Source organism: Candidatus Fermentibacter sp. (assembly GCA_030373045.1).
Taxonomy (GTDB): Bacteria; Fermentibacterota; Fermentibacteria; order Fermentibacterales; family Fermentibacteraceae; genus Fermentibacter.
In genome coordinates this window covers 1-15,992 of record JAUCPW010000071.1, presented here as the reverse complement: position 1 = coordinate 15,992, position 15,992 = coordinate 1, and the positions used below count along the sequence as shown (strand labels likewise).

Annotated in this window: 15 protein-coding genes; 1 reads left to right on the top strand and 14 read right to left on the bottom strand. The window is 68.3% G+C overall.

The annotated features are described in order from the left end of the window. Positions 1-16 precede the first annotated feature (16 nt). The 8 genes from QUS11_11985 to QUS11_11950 form a co-directional block, all read right to left on the bottom strand. A complete protein-coding gene (locus QUS11_11985; protein MDM7994015.1) occupies positions 17-958 on the bottom strand; it encodes a transketolase C-terminal domain-containing protein in 942 nt (313 codons plus the stop codon). A gap of 79 nt (positions 959-1,037) precedes the next feature. Continuing rightward, positions 1,038-1,835, bottom strand: a complete 798-nt coding sequence (locus tag QUS11_11980; protein ID MDM7994014.1) for a transketolase — start codon at positions 1,833-1,835, stop codon at positions 1,038-1,040. After that, a complete protein-coding gene (locus tag QUS11_11975) occupies positions 1,822-3,999 on the bottom strand; it encodes a UvrD-helicase domain-containing protein (protein ID MDM7994013.1) in 2,178 nt (725 codons plus the stop codon). The genes QUS11_11980 and QUS11_11975 overlap by 14 nt, the downstream gene beginning before the upstream one ends. Before the next feature lie 147 nt (positions 4,000-4,146). Beyond that, on the bottom strand, positions 4,147-4,908 hold the full coding sequence (gene deoC / locus QUS11_11970) for a deoxyribose-phosphate aldolase (protein MDM7994012.1): 762 nt from the start codon (positions 4,906-4,908) through the stop codon (positions 4,147-4,149). Beyond that, the gene (locus QUS11_11965; protein ID MDM7994011.1) at positions 4,905-6,212 is read right to left on the bottom strand and encodes a hypothetical protein; all 1,308 of its coding nucleotides are present in this window, start codon (positions 6,210-6,212) and stop codon (positions 4,905-4,907) included. The genes deoC and QUS11_11965 overlap by 4 nt, the downstream gene beginning before the upstream one ends. 7 nt (positions 6,213-6,219) lie before the next feature. Beyond that, positions 6,220-6,807, bottom strand: coding sequence for a penicillin-binding protein activator LpoB (locus QUS11_11960; GenBank protein ID MDM7994010.1), 588 nt, complete (start codon positions 6,805-6,807; stop codon positions 6,220-6,222). Between the two features lie 17 nt (positions 6,808-6,824). Further along, entirely contained in the window at positions 6,825-7,607 is a 783-nt protein-coding gene (locus QUS11_11955; protein ID MDM7994009.1) for a hypothetical protein, read from the bottom strand. A gap of 87 nt (positions 7,608-7,694) precedes the next feature. Next, a complete protein-coding gene (locus tag QUS11_11950; GenBank protein MDM7994008.1) occupies positions 7,695-10,574 on the bottom strand; it encodes a BamA/TamA family outer membrane protein in 2,880 nt (959 codons plus the stop codon). A gap of 79 nt (positions 10,575-10,653) precedes the next feature. Here QUS11_11950 and QUS11_11945 point away from each other — a divergent pair, with 79 nt between their 5' ends. Continuing rightward, the gene (locus tag QUS11_11945) at positions 10,654-11,037 is read left to right on the top strand and encodes a hypothetical protein (GenBank protein MDM7994007.1); all 384 of its coding nucleotides are present in this window, start codon (positions 10,654-10,656) and stop codon (positions 11,035-11,037) included. Here the strand turns inward: QUS11_11945 and rseP are convergent. Genes rseP through QUS11_11915 form a run of 6 tightly spaced genes read right to left on the bottom strand, consistent with a single transcriptional unit; the run spans position 11,012 to position 15,925 of the window. Then, a complete protein-coding gene (rseP, locus tag QUS11_11940; protein MDM7994006.1) occupies positions 11,012-12,268 on the bottom strand; it encodes an RIP metalloprotease RseP in 1,257 nt (418 codons plus the stop codon). The genes QUS11_11945 and rseP overlap by 26 nt on opposite strands. Further along, entirely contained in the window at positions 12,262-13,353 is a 1,092-nt protein-coding gene (locus tag QUS11_11935; protein MDM7994005.1) for a 1-deoxy-D-xylulose-5-phosphate reductoisomerase, read from the bottom strand. The genes rseP and QUS11_11935 overlap by 7 nt, the downstream gene beginning before the upstream one ends. Further along, positions 13,353-14,174: a phosphatidate cytidylyltransferase gene (locus tag QUS11_11930; GenBank protein ID MDM7994004.1), complete on the bottom strand. Its 822-nt coding sequence runs from the start codon at positions 14,172-14,174 to the stop codon at positions 13,353-13,355. The genes QUS11_11935 and QUS11_11930 overlap by 1 nt, the downstream gene beginning before the upstream one ends. Continuing rightward, positions 14,171-14,872 (bottom strand): isoprenyl transferase, encoded by a 702-nt coding sequence (locus QUS11_11925; GenBank protein ID MDM7994003.1) that lies wholly within the window; start codon positions 14,870-14,872, stop codon positions 14,171-14,173. The genes QUS11_11930 and QUS11_11925 overlap by 4 nt, the downstream gene beginning before the upstream one ends. A 1-nt stretch (position 14,873) precedes the next feature. After that, a complete protein-coding gene (gene frr, locus QUS11_11920; protein ID MDM7994002.1) occupies positions 14,874-15,428 on the bottom strand; it encodes a ribosome recycling factor in 555 nt (184 codons plus the stop codon). Further along, entirely contained in the window at positions 15,416-15,925 is a 510-nt protein-coding gene (locus tag QUS11_11915) for a hypothetical protein (protein ID MDM7994001.1), read from the bottom strand. Before QUS11_11915 ends, frr begins: the two co-directional genes overlap by 13 nt. Positions 15,926-15,992: the final 67 nt, after the last annotated feature.

Below are 15,992 nucleotides of genomic sequence, written 5' to 3'. Positions count from 1 at the left end.
ACGGGCGCCGTGAAAGTCAACGAGACGCCCTCGAAACCACCCTGACGGCCGCGGAGGCAACTCCCTCCGCCGTGAGGCCGAAGCGGGCGAAGACCTCCTCCGGCGATCCGCTCTCGCCGAAGCTGTCCGGCACTCCCACGGGTTCGACCGGCACCGGGCAGCGCCGGGCCATGAGCTCGGACACCGCTCCGAAGAGCCCGCCCGCCTCCTGGTGGTCCATGGCGGCCACGGCGCACCCGCAGCGGGAGGCGAGCTCGACCAGCAGATCCGAGGCAAGGGGCTTTATAGAGTAGGCGTTGACGACCGCGGCCGAGATCCCCGAAGCCTGGAGCATCGAGGCTGCGTCGAGGCAGACCCCGACCATCGCCCCGGCCGCCGCCAGGAGCACGTCGGATCCCTCCCTGAGAACGTCGGCCCCGCCGGGCACGACCCTGCATCCCTCGGGATAGATCTCGGGAACGGGGTTCCTGCCGAACCTCACGTAGAAGGGCCCCTCCGTCTCAGCGGCCGTGATGGCGGCAGCCCTGGTCTGGTTCGAGTCCGCGGGGACGAGGACGGTCATCCCGGGCAGGACCCGCATGACCGCCACGTCCTCCAGGGCCTGGTGGGTGGCCCCGTCGGGGCCTGCGCTCAGGCCGGCATGGGCTCCCCCGATCTTCACGCCGAGACCCATGTGGCATACGCTCGTGCGGATCTGCTCCCAGGCGCGGCCCGCGCAGAACACGGCGTAGCTCTGCACGAAGGGCACGAAACCGGCCAGGGCCAGGCCCGCCGCCTCGGAGATCATCTCCTGCTCGCTGACGCCCACGTTGAAGTGCCGCGCCGGGAACCTGTCGGCGAACCTCTCGCCGCCTATGGAGCGCGACACGTCGGCGTCGAGGAGGACGATCCTGTCGTTTCTGCCGGCGGCTTCGAGAAGGCCCTCGATCCAGCCCTCCCTGGTCGGTTTCGTTTTCAAGATCCGGCTCCGATCCCCACGGTCATCTTCACCGACTCGGAGAATCTCACATACGTGCCCTCCCTGGTCGGTTTCGTCTTCACGGGTTCGCTCCGATCTCCCCCCGGGCCCTCTCGAGCTCGGAGGCGTCAGGGCACCTGCCGTGCCACGCGCAGCTCCCCTCCATGAACGACACTCCCCTGCCCTTGACCGTCCTCGCGCAGAGCGCGACGGGCATGGAGACCGCCCTGGCCTCGCGGAAGGCTTCTTCGAGCGATTCGAACGAGTGGCCGTCGAGGTCGAGGGCATGCCAGCCCCAGGCCAGCCATCTCTCCGATGCGGGCTTCTGCCGCTTGATCGAGTCGACCGGGCCGTCGAGCTGGACTCCGTTGCAGTCGACGATGGCGACGATGTTCCCGAGCCCGGCGTGCGCCGCCCCCGCTGCGGCCTCCCAGACGGCGCCCTCCTGCAGCTCGCCGTCGCCGAGCAGGCAGTACACCCTTGCGGAGGAGCCCGAGAGCCGCAGGCCGCGCGCGAGCCCCACGGCCGCGGCGAAGCCCTGCCCGAGGCTCCCCGTGGAGGAGTCCAGCCCCGGGAGCCTGTGCATGTCGGGATGGCCCTGCAGCCTGGAGCCGAGGCGCCTGAGAGAGGAGAGCTCGCTCCGGGGCAGCATCCCCCGGGCGGCCATCACGGCGTAGAGCGCGGGCGCGGCATGGCCCTTCGAGAGGATGAACCGGTCGCGGTCGGCCCCGGCCTTCATCTCGCGGAAGAAGAGCTGGACGAGTATCTCCACGGCCGAGAGCGACCCGCCGGGATGGCCGGACCCCGCCGCGTGGATCATCTCGAGCACGTCGAGCCTGATCCGGGCTGCGAGGTTCGGAAGATCAGGAATCTCCACCCGGGAAACCGCCCTTCTCCCTTACTATCGTGATGGGAACATAACCCGTGAGGAGCACCTTGGGTTCGTCCATGCCGAAGTCCACCGTGAGCTGCCACTCCCCCCCGCGCCTGGCGGCCTTCACCACGAGGCCGAGGCCGTATCTGGGGTGGTGGATCACGTTCCCCTTCGCGTAGGTGACGATCGCGGGCGCCGCCTGCACCTCCGCGAAGGCTGCGGGCGCCCCGGTGCCGTCGCGTCCGCCGCCCGCCCCCGAATCCTGCGAACCTTCGAGCGAGAGTTCGCCGAGGAACCTGGAGGGTCCGCCCGCACTCACCCCGGGCCTGGCCCTGTGCTGGGCCCACGTCAGGCACAGCCTCTCCATGGCCCTGGTCATGCCGACGTACAGCAGCCGCCTCTCCTCCTCCAGATCGTCCGGCCCGAACCTCCCGGCCCTTATGAAGGGAAGGAGCCCCTCCTCGACGCCGGCGACGAAGACGGTGCCGAACTCGAGCCCCTTGGCGCAGTGCAGGGTCATCAGGGAGAGCCTGTCCGATCCGCTGTCGTAGGAATCGGAAGTGGTCATGAGGCTTATGGATGTGAGGAAGCCTGGCAGCCCGGCCCCGGGATGGAGAGTGTCGTACTCGGCGGCGGAGCGCCTGAATTCGTTGATGTTCTCAAGTCTGGACGAGCCTTCGACGCTCGACGGATCGAGGGCCTCCAGCATTCCGGACCCGGCGGCCACGGCGTCCACCACTTCGGAGGCCGGGGCTCCGTCCGCCACCAGGGAGGATGCGCCGGCGAGGAAAGAGCCGAGGTTCGCGAGCGATGCCGCGGCGGCCCTGGGGAGCCCCGCGATCCTGTCGGCCCGCTTCATCAGTTCGTGGGGAAGGCCGCCCGAGGAGGAGAGATGAGTGAAGAACAGGTCTCTGCTCCTGTCGCCTATCCCCCGGGCGGGCTTGTTGATGACCCTCGACAGGCTCACGGCGTCGCCGGGGTTGGCGAGCACCCGGAGCCACGCCACGATGTCCTTTATCTCCTCGCGCTCGTAGAACCTTAGGGAGCCGACGACCTGGTACGGTATGCCCGAGAGCAGTGCCGCGCTCTCGAAGGCCCTGGACTGGGCGTTCGTCCGGTACAGCACCGCGATGTCGCCCGGCCTCACGCCGCGCGTGCCGAGGTCGGAAACCTCGCGCAGGATCCAGGCGGCCTCGTCCTCGGGGTTGCGCAGGCTCGCGACCGTGACCCGCTCGCCTTCCGGGCGCTCGGTCCAGAGGACCTTGCCATGGCGCCCCCTGTTGTATGAGACGAGCGAGGAGGCTGCCCTGAGGATGGCGGGGGTGGACCTGTAGTTCCTCTCCAGCCTGATGATCCTGGTCCCGGGGAAGTCGTCGGGGAAGTCGAGGATGTTCGAGACCCTCGCCCCCCTCCACCCGTAGATGGCCTGATCGTCGTCGCCCACCGCGCAGACCATGCTCCCTGGACCGCCCAGGCTCCGCAGTATCTCCCGCTGCACCAGGTTGGTGTCCTGGTACTCGTCGACGAGGATGTGCCCGAACATGCCCGAGTACCGCCTGCCCGCGTCGGCATCTTGACGGATGAATCCGAGGACCACCGTCAACAAGTCGTCGAAGTCGAACGCTCCGTTCCTCCGGAGAGCCCCGTCATAGGCGGAGTAGATGAGCGCGATCTCGCGCTCCATGTCGTTCCCCGCCTCCTCGACCGCCGTCGCGGGCGGGGTCATCGAGTTCTTCCACTTCGATATCCACGACTGGGCCGACCCCGGGGTCACCCTGGCCTCCACCGGGGATCCCTTCAGCAGGCTGCGCAGCAGCGACTTCTGATCGTCGGCGTCGTAGATGGAGAAGTTCTCGGGCCAGCCCCCGGCCGAAGCCTCGCGCCTGAGGATCCACGCGCAGACCGAGTGGAAGGTGCCCATCCTGACCTTCGGCGCGTCCGACGGGGAGAGCTTCGCCACGCGCTCGGTCATCTCCCCGGCGGCCTTGTTGGTGAAGGTGACGGCCAGTATCCTCCTGGGCTCCACCACGCGGGCATCGAGGAGATGGGCGATCCTGCACGTCAGGACGCGCGTCTTGCCGCTGCCGGCGCCGGCGAGCACGAGCAGGTGCCCTCCGAGATAGCCGACGGCTTCAGCCTGTTCGGGGTTCAGTCCGGTTCCGTGCATGTCGGGGCTCCGGCTGGCAAGTAAGTTGCTTTCATATGTGGCATGAACACTTCCAACAGGAGATCCGGATTCAGGGGAGCCGAGGCCATGAGGCCCGGCCTCGTGAGCTGGATCATACTGTTCCTCGGTTGCCTGCTGGTTCCGGCGTTATTCCTTCTCACGCGGATGCCGGTCTGACCCCTCCAGGGCCGTCTCCGCAGAGCAGGAATCGGAACCAGAACCCTCGGCGGGCGGCTGGACGACCCCACCAGCCGCCCGCAACCTCATTTCACCCATTATCCGGACGCTGCGGCTGAGACCCAGCCTGTCGGCTCCGGCCTCTATCATCGCGAGCGCGGCGTCCAGGTCGGCTATGCCGCCCGAGGCCTTCACGCGCAGCCTGTTCCCCACCGCCCGCCTGATCAGCCTCACGTCGCCGACAGTGGCGCCCCCGCTCGAGAAGCCGGTCGAGGTCTTCACGAACGAGGCGCCTCCGGCCTCGCAGACGGAGCACGCCGCGAGCTTCTCCGGATCCGTGAGCAGGCAGGTCTCGATGATCACCTTGACGGGCATGCCCGATGCGGCCTCGACCACGCGCGCGACGTCCGCCTCGGCCGCGGAGGTGTCCCCGTCCCTGAGGGCCCCGATGTCCAGCACCATGTCTATCTCGCCCGCGCCGTCGGAGACGGCGAGGGATGTCTCGACCGGCTTCGACCTGCAGGCTCCGAGCGGGAAGCCGACCACGGAGCAGACCAGCACCCCGGTGCCCCCGAGGAGGGATGAAGCCAGCGCGACTCTGGAGGGGTTGACGCAGACGGTATGGAAGCGGTTCTCCGCAGCTTCGGCGCAGAGCGCGCCGATGTCGGCCGAGGTTGCCCCGGGCGAGAGCAGGGTGTGGTCGATCATGCCCGCCAGGAGGGCGGGCGTCATTTCCATCCCGCGGACCTCGTGAACAGAAAGTCGACGCCTCCTGCCGCGACGTCCACGGTACCGCTCCAGACCGCCACTCCGCCCAGTTCGACCGAGAGATCCCTGCGTCCGGCGGGCAGCGTCATCCTCGCGACGTGGATGCGTGCCGGAAGCGTCAGCCACGCCCTGAGGTCGGCCTGTTCGGTCGCCGCTCCGAGGAGGCTCGCGATGAAACCGGCGCCTTCGGCGAGGAGGCTGTCCTCGTCGCCTGTCAATTCTTCGACGGCCTCTTCGGCCCCCTCCGCGACGGCTGTCTTGACGATGGCCCTGGCCACAGCGCGGGCCAGGTCCCTCGCCGCAAGGTCCTCCAGGTTCCTCGAGGCTATGGCGGAGAGGTCCTCGGCGAGGAAGCCCTCCTCGGAGAGCCCTCCCGACCGCACGACGAGCCTGGGCGAGTCGTACCTGTAGTAGTGGATGGAGGGGACGGCTATCCTCACGAGCCTGTCCTCGCCCCATGACTGGACGGTGCTGGGCTGCCGGCAGGGTATCATCGACTCCTCGACGATCACGACATACTCGCCGTTCAGGCTGTCCGCCCCGCCGTGCCAGGCGATGCCCGGCCAGCTCTGCGCGAATCCGTCATGCAGGTCGGAGAAACCCGGCAGGGCGGCCGAGATCCGCAGGATGTCGGCCTTGACGCGGTCCGGCGCTCCGAGCCCGTAGAGCCCTTCGTAGTCGGACTCGTAGATCTCGAGGCTGTTACGGTAGGCCACCAGGGCGTCGTCGAGATCACCGGTGCTCTCGTAGAGGGCTCCCATGAGATACCGGACGAACGCGTCGTCCCTGTAGCGCGAGGCCTCCTCGTACCGCTCGCGGAGGACGCCCAGCTTGTACCCCACCCGCCTGCACTCGACGATGGCCTCCGAGGGCTGATCCAGCATCGTATAGCACGATGCCAGGCAGTAGTTTATGAAGACCCTCTCGTAGTCGGCCCCCCTGTAGGCCCGGGTCAGGTCGCTGGTGAGGAGCGCGCCGGCCTCCTCGGCCAGGTCGGTGCCCACCAGCATGTCCGAGAGCCTGTCCGCCTCGAGCAGGAGCGGGATGGCCTCCGAGGGCCTTCCGGCCAGCCTGAGCAGGTTCCCCTTCTCCATCAGGAATAGGAGCCTGTCACCCCCGGTGCTGTCGGGGAACTGCTCGTCGAACGCCCTGAGCGCCTCTCCGGGCATGTCCGACGCGAGCCTCGACCTGACCGGCCTCATGGATTCCGTGTAGTCCACGGCGCAGCCCAGGGGCAGCAGGAGGAGCAGCGCTGCGAGGGCCTTCATCCGGCTCTCACCACTCTACTATCTTCTTGATCTCCAGGTTGCCCATCCAGGCCTTGCGGATGGTCTCGACGTCGGTCAGGTCGAGGGAGATCGTGTAGTACACGGCCCTGGTGTCCCCGCTCTCGTCGATGATCGAGTCGAGCGTGCCCATCATGATGTAGTCGGCCCCCAGCTCGCGCCCGAACTCGGCCGCAGTCTCGGGGGAGCCGAAGCGCTGCTGGTCCTCGCGCTCGCCGCGGATCTCGCCGCGCTCCGTCCTGGCGGCGACCACGTCCACGCTGCCGGACTCGATGAACGCCCTCTCTATCTCGTTCATGAACACGTCGGTGGAGATGTGCTCGGTGGTGCGGTTGAGCACGCTGCCGACGACTATCACCGGCCTGTCGCCGCGCTGGTCGCCGTTGAAGTCGGTGAGCCAGGAGCCCGCCATGCAGATCTCGATCATCGAGTCCGCCACCATCCTCGCGTCGGTGTCGTTCCACCAGCCGCTCAGATCGGTGACGGTCTCCGGATCGGTCCTGGTGACCGTCCGCCCGCAGCCGGACACGGCGAGCAGGGTCGCGGAGGCCAGAGCGATCAGAAGCCTTCTTTCCACGGGTCGACCGTCCTCTCTCATCTCGATGCCGCCAGGGGCAGTGGCACCACTCCCCTGAAGGCCACGTTGAAGTAACCGCTTCCGGCATCGGCGATCCCGGTGCCGCCCGGGCGGAAAAGCGTCGCGCAGGGGGCGTCGGCGCCACGCGCCACGTCCGCCGGGGAACCCGGGGGCGAGCCGGTCCACTCCCACATCACGCGCTCGGAGGCGGTGCTGTACCCGGCGAACATGGCCTGCGTCGACAGCCTTCCGAGCAACGATCCCATCGACTCTTCCATCATATCGGCATACGTGCTCATCACGGAGAACACGTCCACTTCGGCAACCAGGCCGTTCCGGGCTGCTAGGGCGAGTTCGGCCGCGGAAGGCAGCCTCCTGCCCTCGGATGCCAGGTAGCTCCTGGCGCCCTCGAGGGTCACAGAGGCCGCCGGCAGGGCCATGCAGGCCTGGGGCACGGTGAGCCCCGAGCCCGAGGCGTCGCCCGTGAACGGGGTGTATCTCAGGAACTGGAAGTTCTCGTCATACTGACCGGTGATGACGGCCGCGAGCCCCTCCCCGTCCGCGAAGGCCCCGTTGAGCCAGGGCAGGACATCTTCGTAGGACACGGCCGCGGAGTCGACGTAGAAGGACGGAACGGTGCACGGGACCCCGTCTACGGTGATGGTGTCGCCCGGCACGAAGGCCATCCCGGATGGAGGCTCGGGTATGAGGCACCGCGGGCAGAAAGCTTCGTCGACTCCGCTTCCGCACGAGGGGCACACCCATGCCGCCGAGAGAACGAGAAGGATGAAGGCAGTCAAGTCTCCAAGCACCTCCAGGGCCAGTTGCCGGGCCCGCCCGCCGGTACTACCTGACCGGCCGGGCGCGGTTCCAGCGCTTCCGGGCCGTCAGAACGAGGCCCCCAGCGAGACGTAGTGCACGGGCTTCTCCGAGACGCCCGAGAGGTCGGTGGCCCAGGCCGTGTCCTCCCTCAGCAGGAATATGCCCAGATTCGCCCTGAAACCGAAGCCGAAGCCCATGCCGATGTCCTCCAGCCGGAACCCGTCGTCGGCTTCGACCCCTACGAAGGAGGACGGATCGTCGAAGGCCGTTCCCGCGTCGGCGAAGATGACGCCCCTGATGCTCGAGAACGTCATCGGGAGGGGCGCGTCGATCGAGAGCGTCCTCACGAAGGGCACCCTCAGCTCGACGGAGGTCGAGACGTAGTTCCTGCCGGAGAGCTCGGTGTAGTCGAGACCCCTGAGCATGTCGCCGTAGTTCGTGTAGAACCCGAGGATGTCCTCGAACTCCTCCGTCTCGCCGGTCATCACCCTGTGGGGCACGGCGCCGCCCACGAGGAACCTCTGGGGCTCCGAACCCCAGCTCGACGCACCTGCGACCCTGAGCGCGAGGGAGCTCCGCGAACTCATCCAGACGTACTTCCGGAGGTCGGTCGAAACCGTTGTGTACTGCACCATGCCGTCCCAGCCGGGGGCCGTCTCGACGCCGACGGAGAGCCTCTCGCCGAGCCTGGGGCCCACGTGGTCCCACAGCGCGGTGTCGACCACGAACCTGGCGAAGAACGACAGGATGTCGGAGGCGTAGTCGGCGTCGGAGTTCCATACCCCGTCCCTCGTGATGTGCCTGAAGTCGATCCCGCCCAGGGCGTTCACGGCCATCGTGAACGGGTACCTGACCACCGCCCCGCCTCCGGTGTCCACGTCGCGGACCTGCTCGAGATGGTCGTCGGGGAACCTGAAGAGGTACTGGGTCGACTCACGGAAGACGTATCCGCCGTAGTCGGCCCTGTGGGGCATGTAGGTGTAGTAGACCGCCGCGTCGGCATCCTCGACCGGCCCGTTGAAGTTGCCGTTGAGCACCACCTGGTGGTGCGCCAGCACGTCGCTGAACACGAAGGTCGTGTAGCCCTCGAAACCGGAGTAGGAGTCGTAGCCGGCCAGGGCGCTGACGTAGTCGGTCGAGAGAGTGGGGGTGTAGGGAGCGATCCTGACGGGCTGCCCGGCCACGGCCTCCACCGGGGCCGCCTGGGCCGGGGCCTCCTCCACGAGGGCCTGCATCGCGCCCGCGCGGTTCGAGGCGCCGTCCTGCGGATCGGCGGGAGCGGGTGCCGGGGCGATCCGGTCCAGGACCCCGTAGGCCAGATAGACCCCGTAGCCCGGCCAGCTCACCGACGTGAACGAGAGCACCCTGCCGGAATCGGCCCAGGAGGGCGAGTCGATGGATGTGTAGAGGTTGGAGAGGCGCCTCACCGCCCCGGTCGAATCGTACAGGAAGAGATCGGGGAGGCCGCCCGGGTTCCCGAGGAAGGCGATGCCTTCCGGAGTGTCCGCCGGATATCTGATCTCGCTGGTCTCCCTGTGGACGACCTCGAACGAGGGCTCTCCGCCGGCGGCGACCGGATCGATGCGGAGGACGGCCCAGGAACCGCTGCCGGGCTCCTCCGACGCTGCCAGGATGGTCGATCCGGACCAGGAGATGTCGCGCTCGCCGTCGGGCGTGTCCGTCACGCGCCGCGGAAGGCCCCCGTCCCAGACGAAGACGTCCGTCGCCGCCGCCGATCCGTCCATGCCGCAGAAGGCTATGGCCCTGCCGTCGGGTGACCAGACCGGGTCCCGGATCAGGTCCATCCGGAAGGGGAGCTCCTCGGTGCCTTCAGGGGTGGAGATAAGGAGCATGTCTGAACTGACGCCGTGGACGGCGATCGCGAGGGAGTCGCCGCCCGGCGAGAACCCGCAGACCCTGTAGGCCGGAGAGATGCCGGTGTTCGAGAGCCCGCCGGAGGACACGCACCGCCTTATCACCTCGCCCGTCACGGCCGACCTGACCACCACCGAATAGCCGCCCCTGTAGCCCTCGACGCCGGCCACCATCGAGCCGTCGCGGGAGATGACGGTCACCGCCTGGGTGAGGTTGCCGTGGTCTCCGTCCTCGATGACCCTTCCCAGGTCGGACGGGTTCTCGCGCGTCGCGAGCTGGGCCCAGTAGGTCTCCCTCGCCCATTCCTGGAACCTCGCGTCGAACTGGGCCAGGCTCATGTCGAACGCCTCCTCCACGGCATCCGGGAGCCCGCCCCTGTCGGCGATGTTCCGGACGAACTCGTGGAACCGGTCGAGCCCGTACCTCTCGACCATGAAGCGGTAGATGGCCTGCCCCTCGCGGTAGACGAGATAGTCGCCCCGGTTGGACAGCTCCTCTATCGAGACGATCTGGCCCGTGATGATCATGTCGCGGAACTCCGCCTCGGAGGCGGGGTCCCAGCCGGCGGACGTGTACTCCGCCAGGCCCTCGATGGTCCAGAGCGGGGTCGTGCTCATGATGATGTCCTGCAGGCTCCGCCTGTAGAGCATGTCGAAGACGTAGGCGTGGTTGATCTCGTGGGTCAGGACATGCCTGAACTCCGTCCACGAACCGGTGAAGGGCACCACGACCCTGCCCTTGAAGTACTCGGTGAAGCCCCCCACGGCCTCGTCTATCTCGGAATCGATGATCGGGGTCTGGCGGAACGATCCGGGGGACGGGTATGCGACCACGGGGACGGGATGTTCGGGCAGGAATCCGAACTCGGCCGAGAGCTCGTCCAGTTCTGCGGATGATATGGCGAGCACGCTCTCGGCCAGGGCTTCGCATCCCATGGGGTAGTACAGGTCGACCCGGGGGGAGGAGATCGTCCACCATTCGTACCCCTCGATCTGGATCTTGCTCCTCCCGTAGGAGGTGGCGGACGCGACCGAGCAGGCGACGAGCAGAGCGGTGGTGCAGACTTTCATTCATCGCCTCCCTTGGCTGTACCGGACCTCTCGACGAGGCTATACTGACGCCCGACGGAAAAGGTCCCGGAAAGGGAATATGACGACCGACGCCCCGATCCGCTCTGCAGCACCCGGGTTCGCCCTGGCTGCCGCCCTCTCGGCGGTGCTGGCGGCTTCCGCATGCTCGAAGCCGGACGGGAACGCCATCCCGGGGGAGGACAGGGAGTACCTGGAGAACTGGGCATCAAGGCTGGCCCCCTCGATGGTGCTGCCCGATGTCTGCGCGCCTGCGCCCGACACGGCCGGCATCTCCGAACTGATAGCCCTGTGCGATGCGAACCCGGACTACTATCTCTATTTCTACGGCTGCCTCAAGGATTCGATCTCGTCGGTGACGCCCCCGGACCCCGGCTGCCTGACCGACAGCGTACCGGAGATCCGGATCCCCGATTCGCTCACGAACCGGGCTGGTTCACCCTGAGGAACAGCCGGGCGACGTCGCGCCACATTATAAGCACGAACAGAGCCAGTATGAAGAGAACACCCACCTGCTGCATGACCTGGATCGCCCGCCCCGAGAGCCTCCTCCTCGTCATCCCCTCGTAGAGGAGCAGCAGCATCTGCCCCCCGTCGAGGATCGGGATCGGGAGGAGGTTGAAGCACATGACGGCCAGCGAGATGCCCGCCACGGCCTCCAGGAGCCTGCCCAGCCCCTTTCCGGCCTCCTGGTCGAGGGTCTCGGCCACGAAGATCGGCCCTCCCGACATCTCGACCAGCTCCCTGGGGCGAGAGAAGACGGTGGCGAGCGACCTGAAGATCATCACGGCTCCGCCGGTGGCCGACTTCACCGAGTAGAGCAGGGCGTCGGGCACGGGATACCTGAGATTCGTGACCGGGGTGCTCGCCACGACGCCGATCCTGACCATTCCCTCGATCTCCACGGGGCGCAGGCTGGCGGTGTAGACCGAACCGTCCCGCATGTACCTGATCGTCATCTCACGGCCGCGGGCGCCTTCGACCATCCCCAGCAGGTCGGACCATGAGCCGACCGTGTTGCCGTCGACGGTGAGCACGCTGTCGCCCGCCCTGATGCCGGCTTCGTAGGCCGGCATGCCGATGAGGCTCTCCCCCACCACCGGGGGGAGCATGGGGACGAAACCCGGCGTCTCCTCCACCCCGCCGAGGCCGTATGCGGCCGTGATCCTGCCCGAGGCCGTCCCGACGGTGATCTCGCCCGACAGCTCCCCGGACATGGCGGCGGCCACGGCGGCGTAGTCGGCGGTCGGGACGCCGTTCACCGCCAGCACGGTATCCCCCGGCGCCAGGCCGAGGAGGTTCCCGCCCTCCCCGACGATGTTCGAGAAGACCGAGACCTGCTGTCCCACGACTGCCAGGACGAGGAAGAAGAGGACGATCGCGAGGAGGAGGTTGAAGAGAGGGCCGCAGGCGGCCGTGAGCAGCCGGAGGTACCAGGGGCCGTCGGGAGCCGTCTCGCCGGATGTTCCGAGGTCCACCTTCACGTAGCCCCCGAGCGGGATCGCGCCGATGCAGTACTCGGTCTTCCGCCCCCTGATCTTCACGATGTGCGGGGGGAAGCCCATCGAGAACCGCTCGACCGGCAGGCCGGAGAGCCTGGCCGCGACGAAGTGCCCGAGCTCGTGGAAGAAGATGATCGCACCGAATCCGGCAATGGCCGCCAGCACCGTCAGCATGAGCCCTCCAGGAAGGCCCGGGCCACGGCCCTGGCCTCCTCGTCAGCATCGACCAGATCACGATATGAGCCTGCCGCCCGGGGAGCCGTGCGCTCGAGAACGTGCTCGATCACGCGGGCGATTCCGCCGAAGCGTATCCTTCCCGCGAGGAAGGCCGCCACGGCCTCCTCGTCGGCGGCGTTGGCGGCGGCGGGTGCCGTGCCCCCGAGCCTGCCGGCCCCCTTGACAAGCCCGAAGGCGGGGTATCTCCGGGGGTCTATCGCCCCGAAACGGAGGGCGGGCCAGTCCGCGGGGGAGTCGTCCGCGACGAGCCCGGGGGCGCCCCCGCCGAGGAGCGCGTACTGGACGGGCAGGCGCATGTCCGGGGTGCCCATGAGCGCCTTCCAGGAGCCGTCAGCGAGCCTCACGAGCGAATGCGCGATGCTCTGGGGATGGAGCACGGCGTCGACGGGGATGCCGGGGAAGAGCCACTCGGCCTCCAGGACCTCGAACGCCTTGTTCACCAGCGTCGCGGAATCCACCGTGATCCTGGGCCCCATCCTCCATGTGGGATGTGCCAGCACCTCCGCGGGGCCGGCGCCTTCGGCGGCCTCCGGAGACGAGTCGCGGAGGGCGCCTCCGCTCGCGGTCAGCATGATGCCAAGGGGTCTCTGGGCCTCTCCCGCCAGGCATCTCGCGATGGTGCTGTGCTCGCTGTCGACGGGCTCCACCAGCCCCCTGGCGACATGCCCCTCGAGCAGGCACCCTCCGGTGACGAGGCTCTCCTTGTTGGCAAGGGCCAGAGGGAGCCCGTGCGAGGCCGCCATGAGGCTGGCCCGGAGCCCTGCGAACCCCGTGATCGCATTGAGTACGATGTCGCAGCCGTCGAGCGCCCGTTCGAGGATGCCCTCCCCGTCGGATGCACCGTCGGGACGGATCGCGGCCGGGAATGCGGAGGGGAACTCGGCCGACTGCCGGGCGAGGAGCGCCGTGTTCGACCCGCAGACCAGCGAGTGGACGGAGAGAAGGCCGGGGTTCGCGCGCACCACGTCGAGCGCCTGAACCCCGATGGACCCGGTGGACCCGAGGATCGCCACCTTCCTCACTAGACGGCCCCCGCCGCCATCGCCAAGAGCAGCGCAACCGGCGCGGCCGTGGCGATGCTGTCCGTCCTGTCGAGGATCCCGCCGTGCCCGGGCAGGAAGGTTCCCGAGTCCTTCACGCCGGCGTCCCTCTTGAAAGCCGATTCCAGAAGGTCGCCGAATGCGCCGGCGAGGCCGCACGAGAACCCCGCTGCGGCCAGGGTCGCCGTGCCGAGAGGCATGCCCCCGGAAAGGCCGAGCGACATCGCGGCGGCCGTCGATCCGGCGAGGCCCGCCGCTAGACCCTCGACGGTCTTGCCCGGGCTTATGCCGGGCGCCAGCCTGTGCCTGCCGAAGGCGCAGCCCGCGAAGTACGCGGCCGTGTCGCCGGCCCAGCACGAGACCAGGGGCAGCAGTGCGAGCCAGGGGCCTTCGGAGCCCGCCCGCAGCCTTGCGATCGATCCGAGGCCCAGCGCCCACAGCATCGACATCCAGCCTGCCCCGGCCACCCCGGGGATCGATCCGCCGGGGTTGCCCTTCCTCATCATCGGTATCGAGAGGATCAGGCCGGGCAGCGGCAGGGCGAAGGCCCCGAACCGCGGGAGCATGGCGAAGCATACAGCCGCTGCTGCGGTGGAGACGGCCTGCGCGATGCGCCCGGCGGCTCCGGCGGAGGGGGATGAGAGCCTCGAGATCTCGCAGCCGGCGCCCGCGGCGGCCAGGGCGCACAGCACGATGGTCGGGGCGGATCCCGGCCAGTCGGGCAGGATGGCCAGGAGCACGGCCGCCAGGGCGGCGAGGGCTCCGGCCGAGCGCCTCGCGAGGGCGGGGAACCGGGCGGTCACGCGAGTCCGCCGAAGCGTCTCTGCCGCGCCGAGTAGACCCTCAGGGCTTCGTCGAGGTGCTCCTTCCTGAAGTCGGGCCACAGCACCTCCGGGAAGTAGAACTCGGAGTACGCGCTCTGCCAGAGCAGGAAGTTGGATATCCTCTGTTCGCCGCTGGTCCTGATGACGAGATCCGGGTCGGGCACGTCGGGCAGGTAGAGCCTCCGCGAGATCGCCTCCTCGTCGACGGCCGACGGATCGAGGGCGCCCGAGGCGACCTCGGCGGCAATCCTGCGGGCGGCGTCGGCGAGTTCCGCCCGGCCTCCGTAGTTGAGCGCGAGGATGAGCTGCAGGCCCCCGTTGCCCTCGGTGCGCCGGATGGCCGAGAGGAGGTCGCTGCGCGGCCCTGCCGGCAGGCCTTCCAGCCTGCCCATGGCCCTTATCCTGACGTCCTTGCGTTCGAGTTCCTCGAGGTTGCGCCTTATGAACGAGCGCAGGAGGCTCATGATGAGAGAGACCTCGGCCCGGGGGCGGCTCCAGTTCTCGGTGGAGAAGGCGAAGAGCGTGAGGTGGCGGACCCCGTTCTCGCCGCACCATTCCACGGCCTGGTGGATCGAGGTCTCGGCGGCCCTGTGCCCCTCGGTCCTGGCGAGCCCACGGCTCCGGGCCCACCGCCCGTTGCCGTCCATCACGATAGCTATGTGGACCGGAGGGTTCAACCTAGACCTCCGTGATCTCCTCTTCCTTCGCCTTCAGGATGCGGTCGATCTCGGAGACGGAGCCGTCGGCCACCTTCTGGACCTCCTCGAGCAGCCTCTTCTCCTCGTCCTCGGAGACCTCGCCGTTCTTCCGCGCCTTGTGGACGGCATCGTTCCCGTCCCTCCTGAGGTTCCTGACCGCGGTCCTGCCCTCCTCGGCCATCCGGCGGACCATCTTGAGCAGGTCCTTCCGCCTCTCCTCCGAGAGCTTGGGGATCGGGATGCGGATCACCTGTCCGTCGATCGCGGCCCTGAGGCCCAGCTCGCTGGACTCCACGGCCTTCACGATGGCGGCTGCGGTGGACTGGTCCCAGGGCTGGACCACCAGCATCCGCGGCTCCGGGGCCGATATCCCCGCGACCTGCCTGAGAGGCATGGCCGACCCCCAGCATTCCACCCTGATGTTGTCGAGGAGTGCGGGACTGGCCTTGCCCGTCCTGATGCCGGTCATCTCGCGGGACGTGTTGGTGACCGTCTTCTCCATCTTCTGGCGGATCTCGTCGTTCAGTCCTGACATTCCAGCGACCCCTCTCCTACGAGCGTGCCCGTGGAACCGTCCCGCAGGGCCCTTGAGACGCCGGCGGGATCCGTTGAGTCGAAGACGAGGAACGGCAGCGAGTTGTCCCTGCAGACCGCCACGGCCGCCGCATCCATCACGCCGAGCCCCCTCGAGAGGACCTCGTCCCAGGAGAGCCGCGAGAAGCGCCTGGCCCCGGGATGGAGCTTCGGATCCATGTCGTACACGCCGTCGACCTTTGTTCCCTTGAGGAGCAGCCTGCACCCGGTCTGGACGGCCCTGAGCGCCGCGGCCGTGTCGGTCGAGAGGTACGGGTTGCCGGTGCCGCCCGCGTAGATCGCGATTGCCCCGGAATCGAGGACGCGGGACGCCTCGTCGTGGGAGTAGGTGGTGAGGCCCTGCACCGTGAAGGCCGTGAGCACCGACGCGCGTCCGCCGGCCTTCTCGATCGCGTCCTGCAGGGCGATTGCGTTGATGACGGTGGCCAGCATCCCCATCGAGTCGGCCCTGTTCCGGGAGATGGAGGCTGTCTCTTATACACATCTCCGAGCCCACGAGACAGCG

Coding starts and splice junctions, on each gene's coding strand:
- QUS11_11975 (MDM7994013.1), bottom strand. CDS start 3,999: ATGCACGGAACCGGACTGAACCCCGAACAGGCTGAAGCCGTCGGCTAT.
- deoC (MDM7994012.1), bottom strand. CDS start 4,908: ATGACGCCCGCCCTCCTGGCGGGCATGATCGACCACACCCTGCTCTCG.
- QUS11_11965 (MDM7994011.1), bottom strand. CDS start 6,212: ATGAAGGCCCTCGCAGCGCTGCTCCTCCTGCTGCCCCTGGGCTGCGCC.
- QUS11_11950 (MDM7994008.1), bottom strand. CDS start 10,574: ATGAAAGTCTGCACCACCGCTCTGCTCGTCGCCTGCTCGGTCGCGTCC.
- QUS11_11945 (MDM7994007.1), top strand. CDS start 10,654: ATGACGACCGACGCCCCGATCCGCTCTGCAGCACCCGGGTTCGCCCTG.
- rseP (MDM7994006.1), bottom strand. CDS start 12,268: ATGCTGACGGTGCTGGCGGCCATTGCCGGATTCGGTGCGATCATCTTC.
- frr (MDM7994002.1), bottom strand. CDS start 15,428: ATGTCAGGACTGAACGACGAGATCCGCCAGAAGATGGAGAAGACGGTC.
- QUS11_11915 (MDM7994001.1), bottom strand. CDS start 15,925: ATGGGGATGCTGGCCACCGTCATCAACGCAATCGCCCTGCAGGACGCG.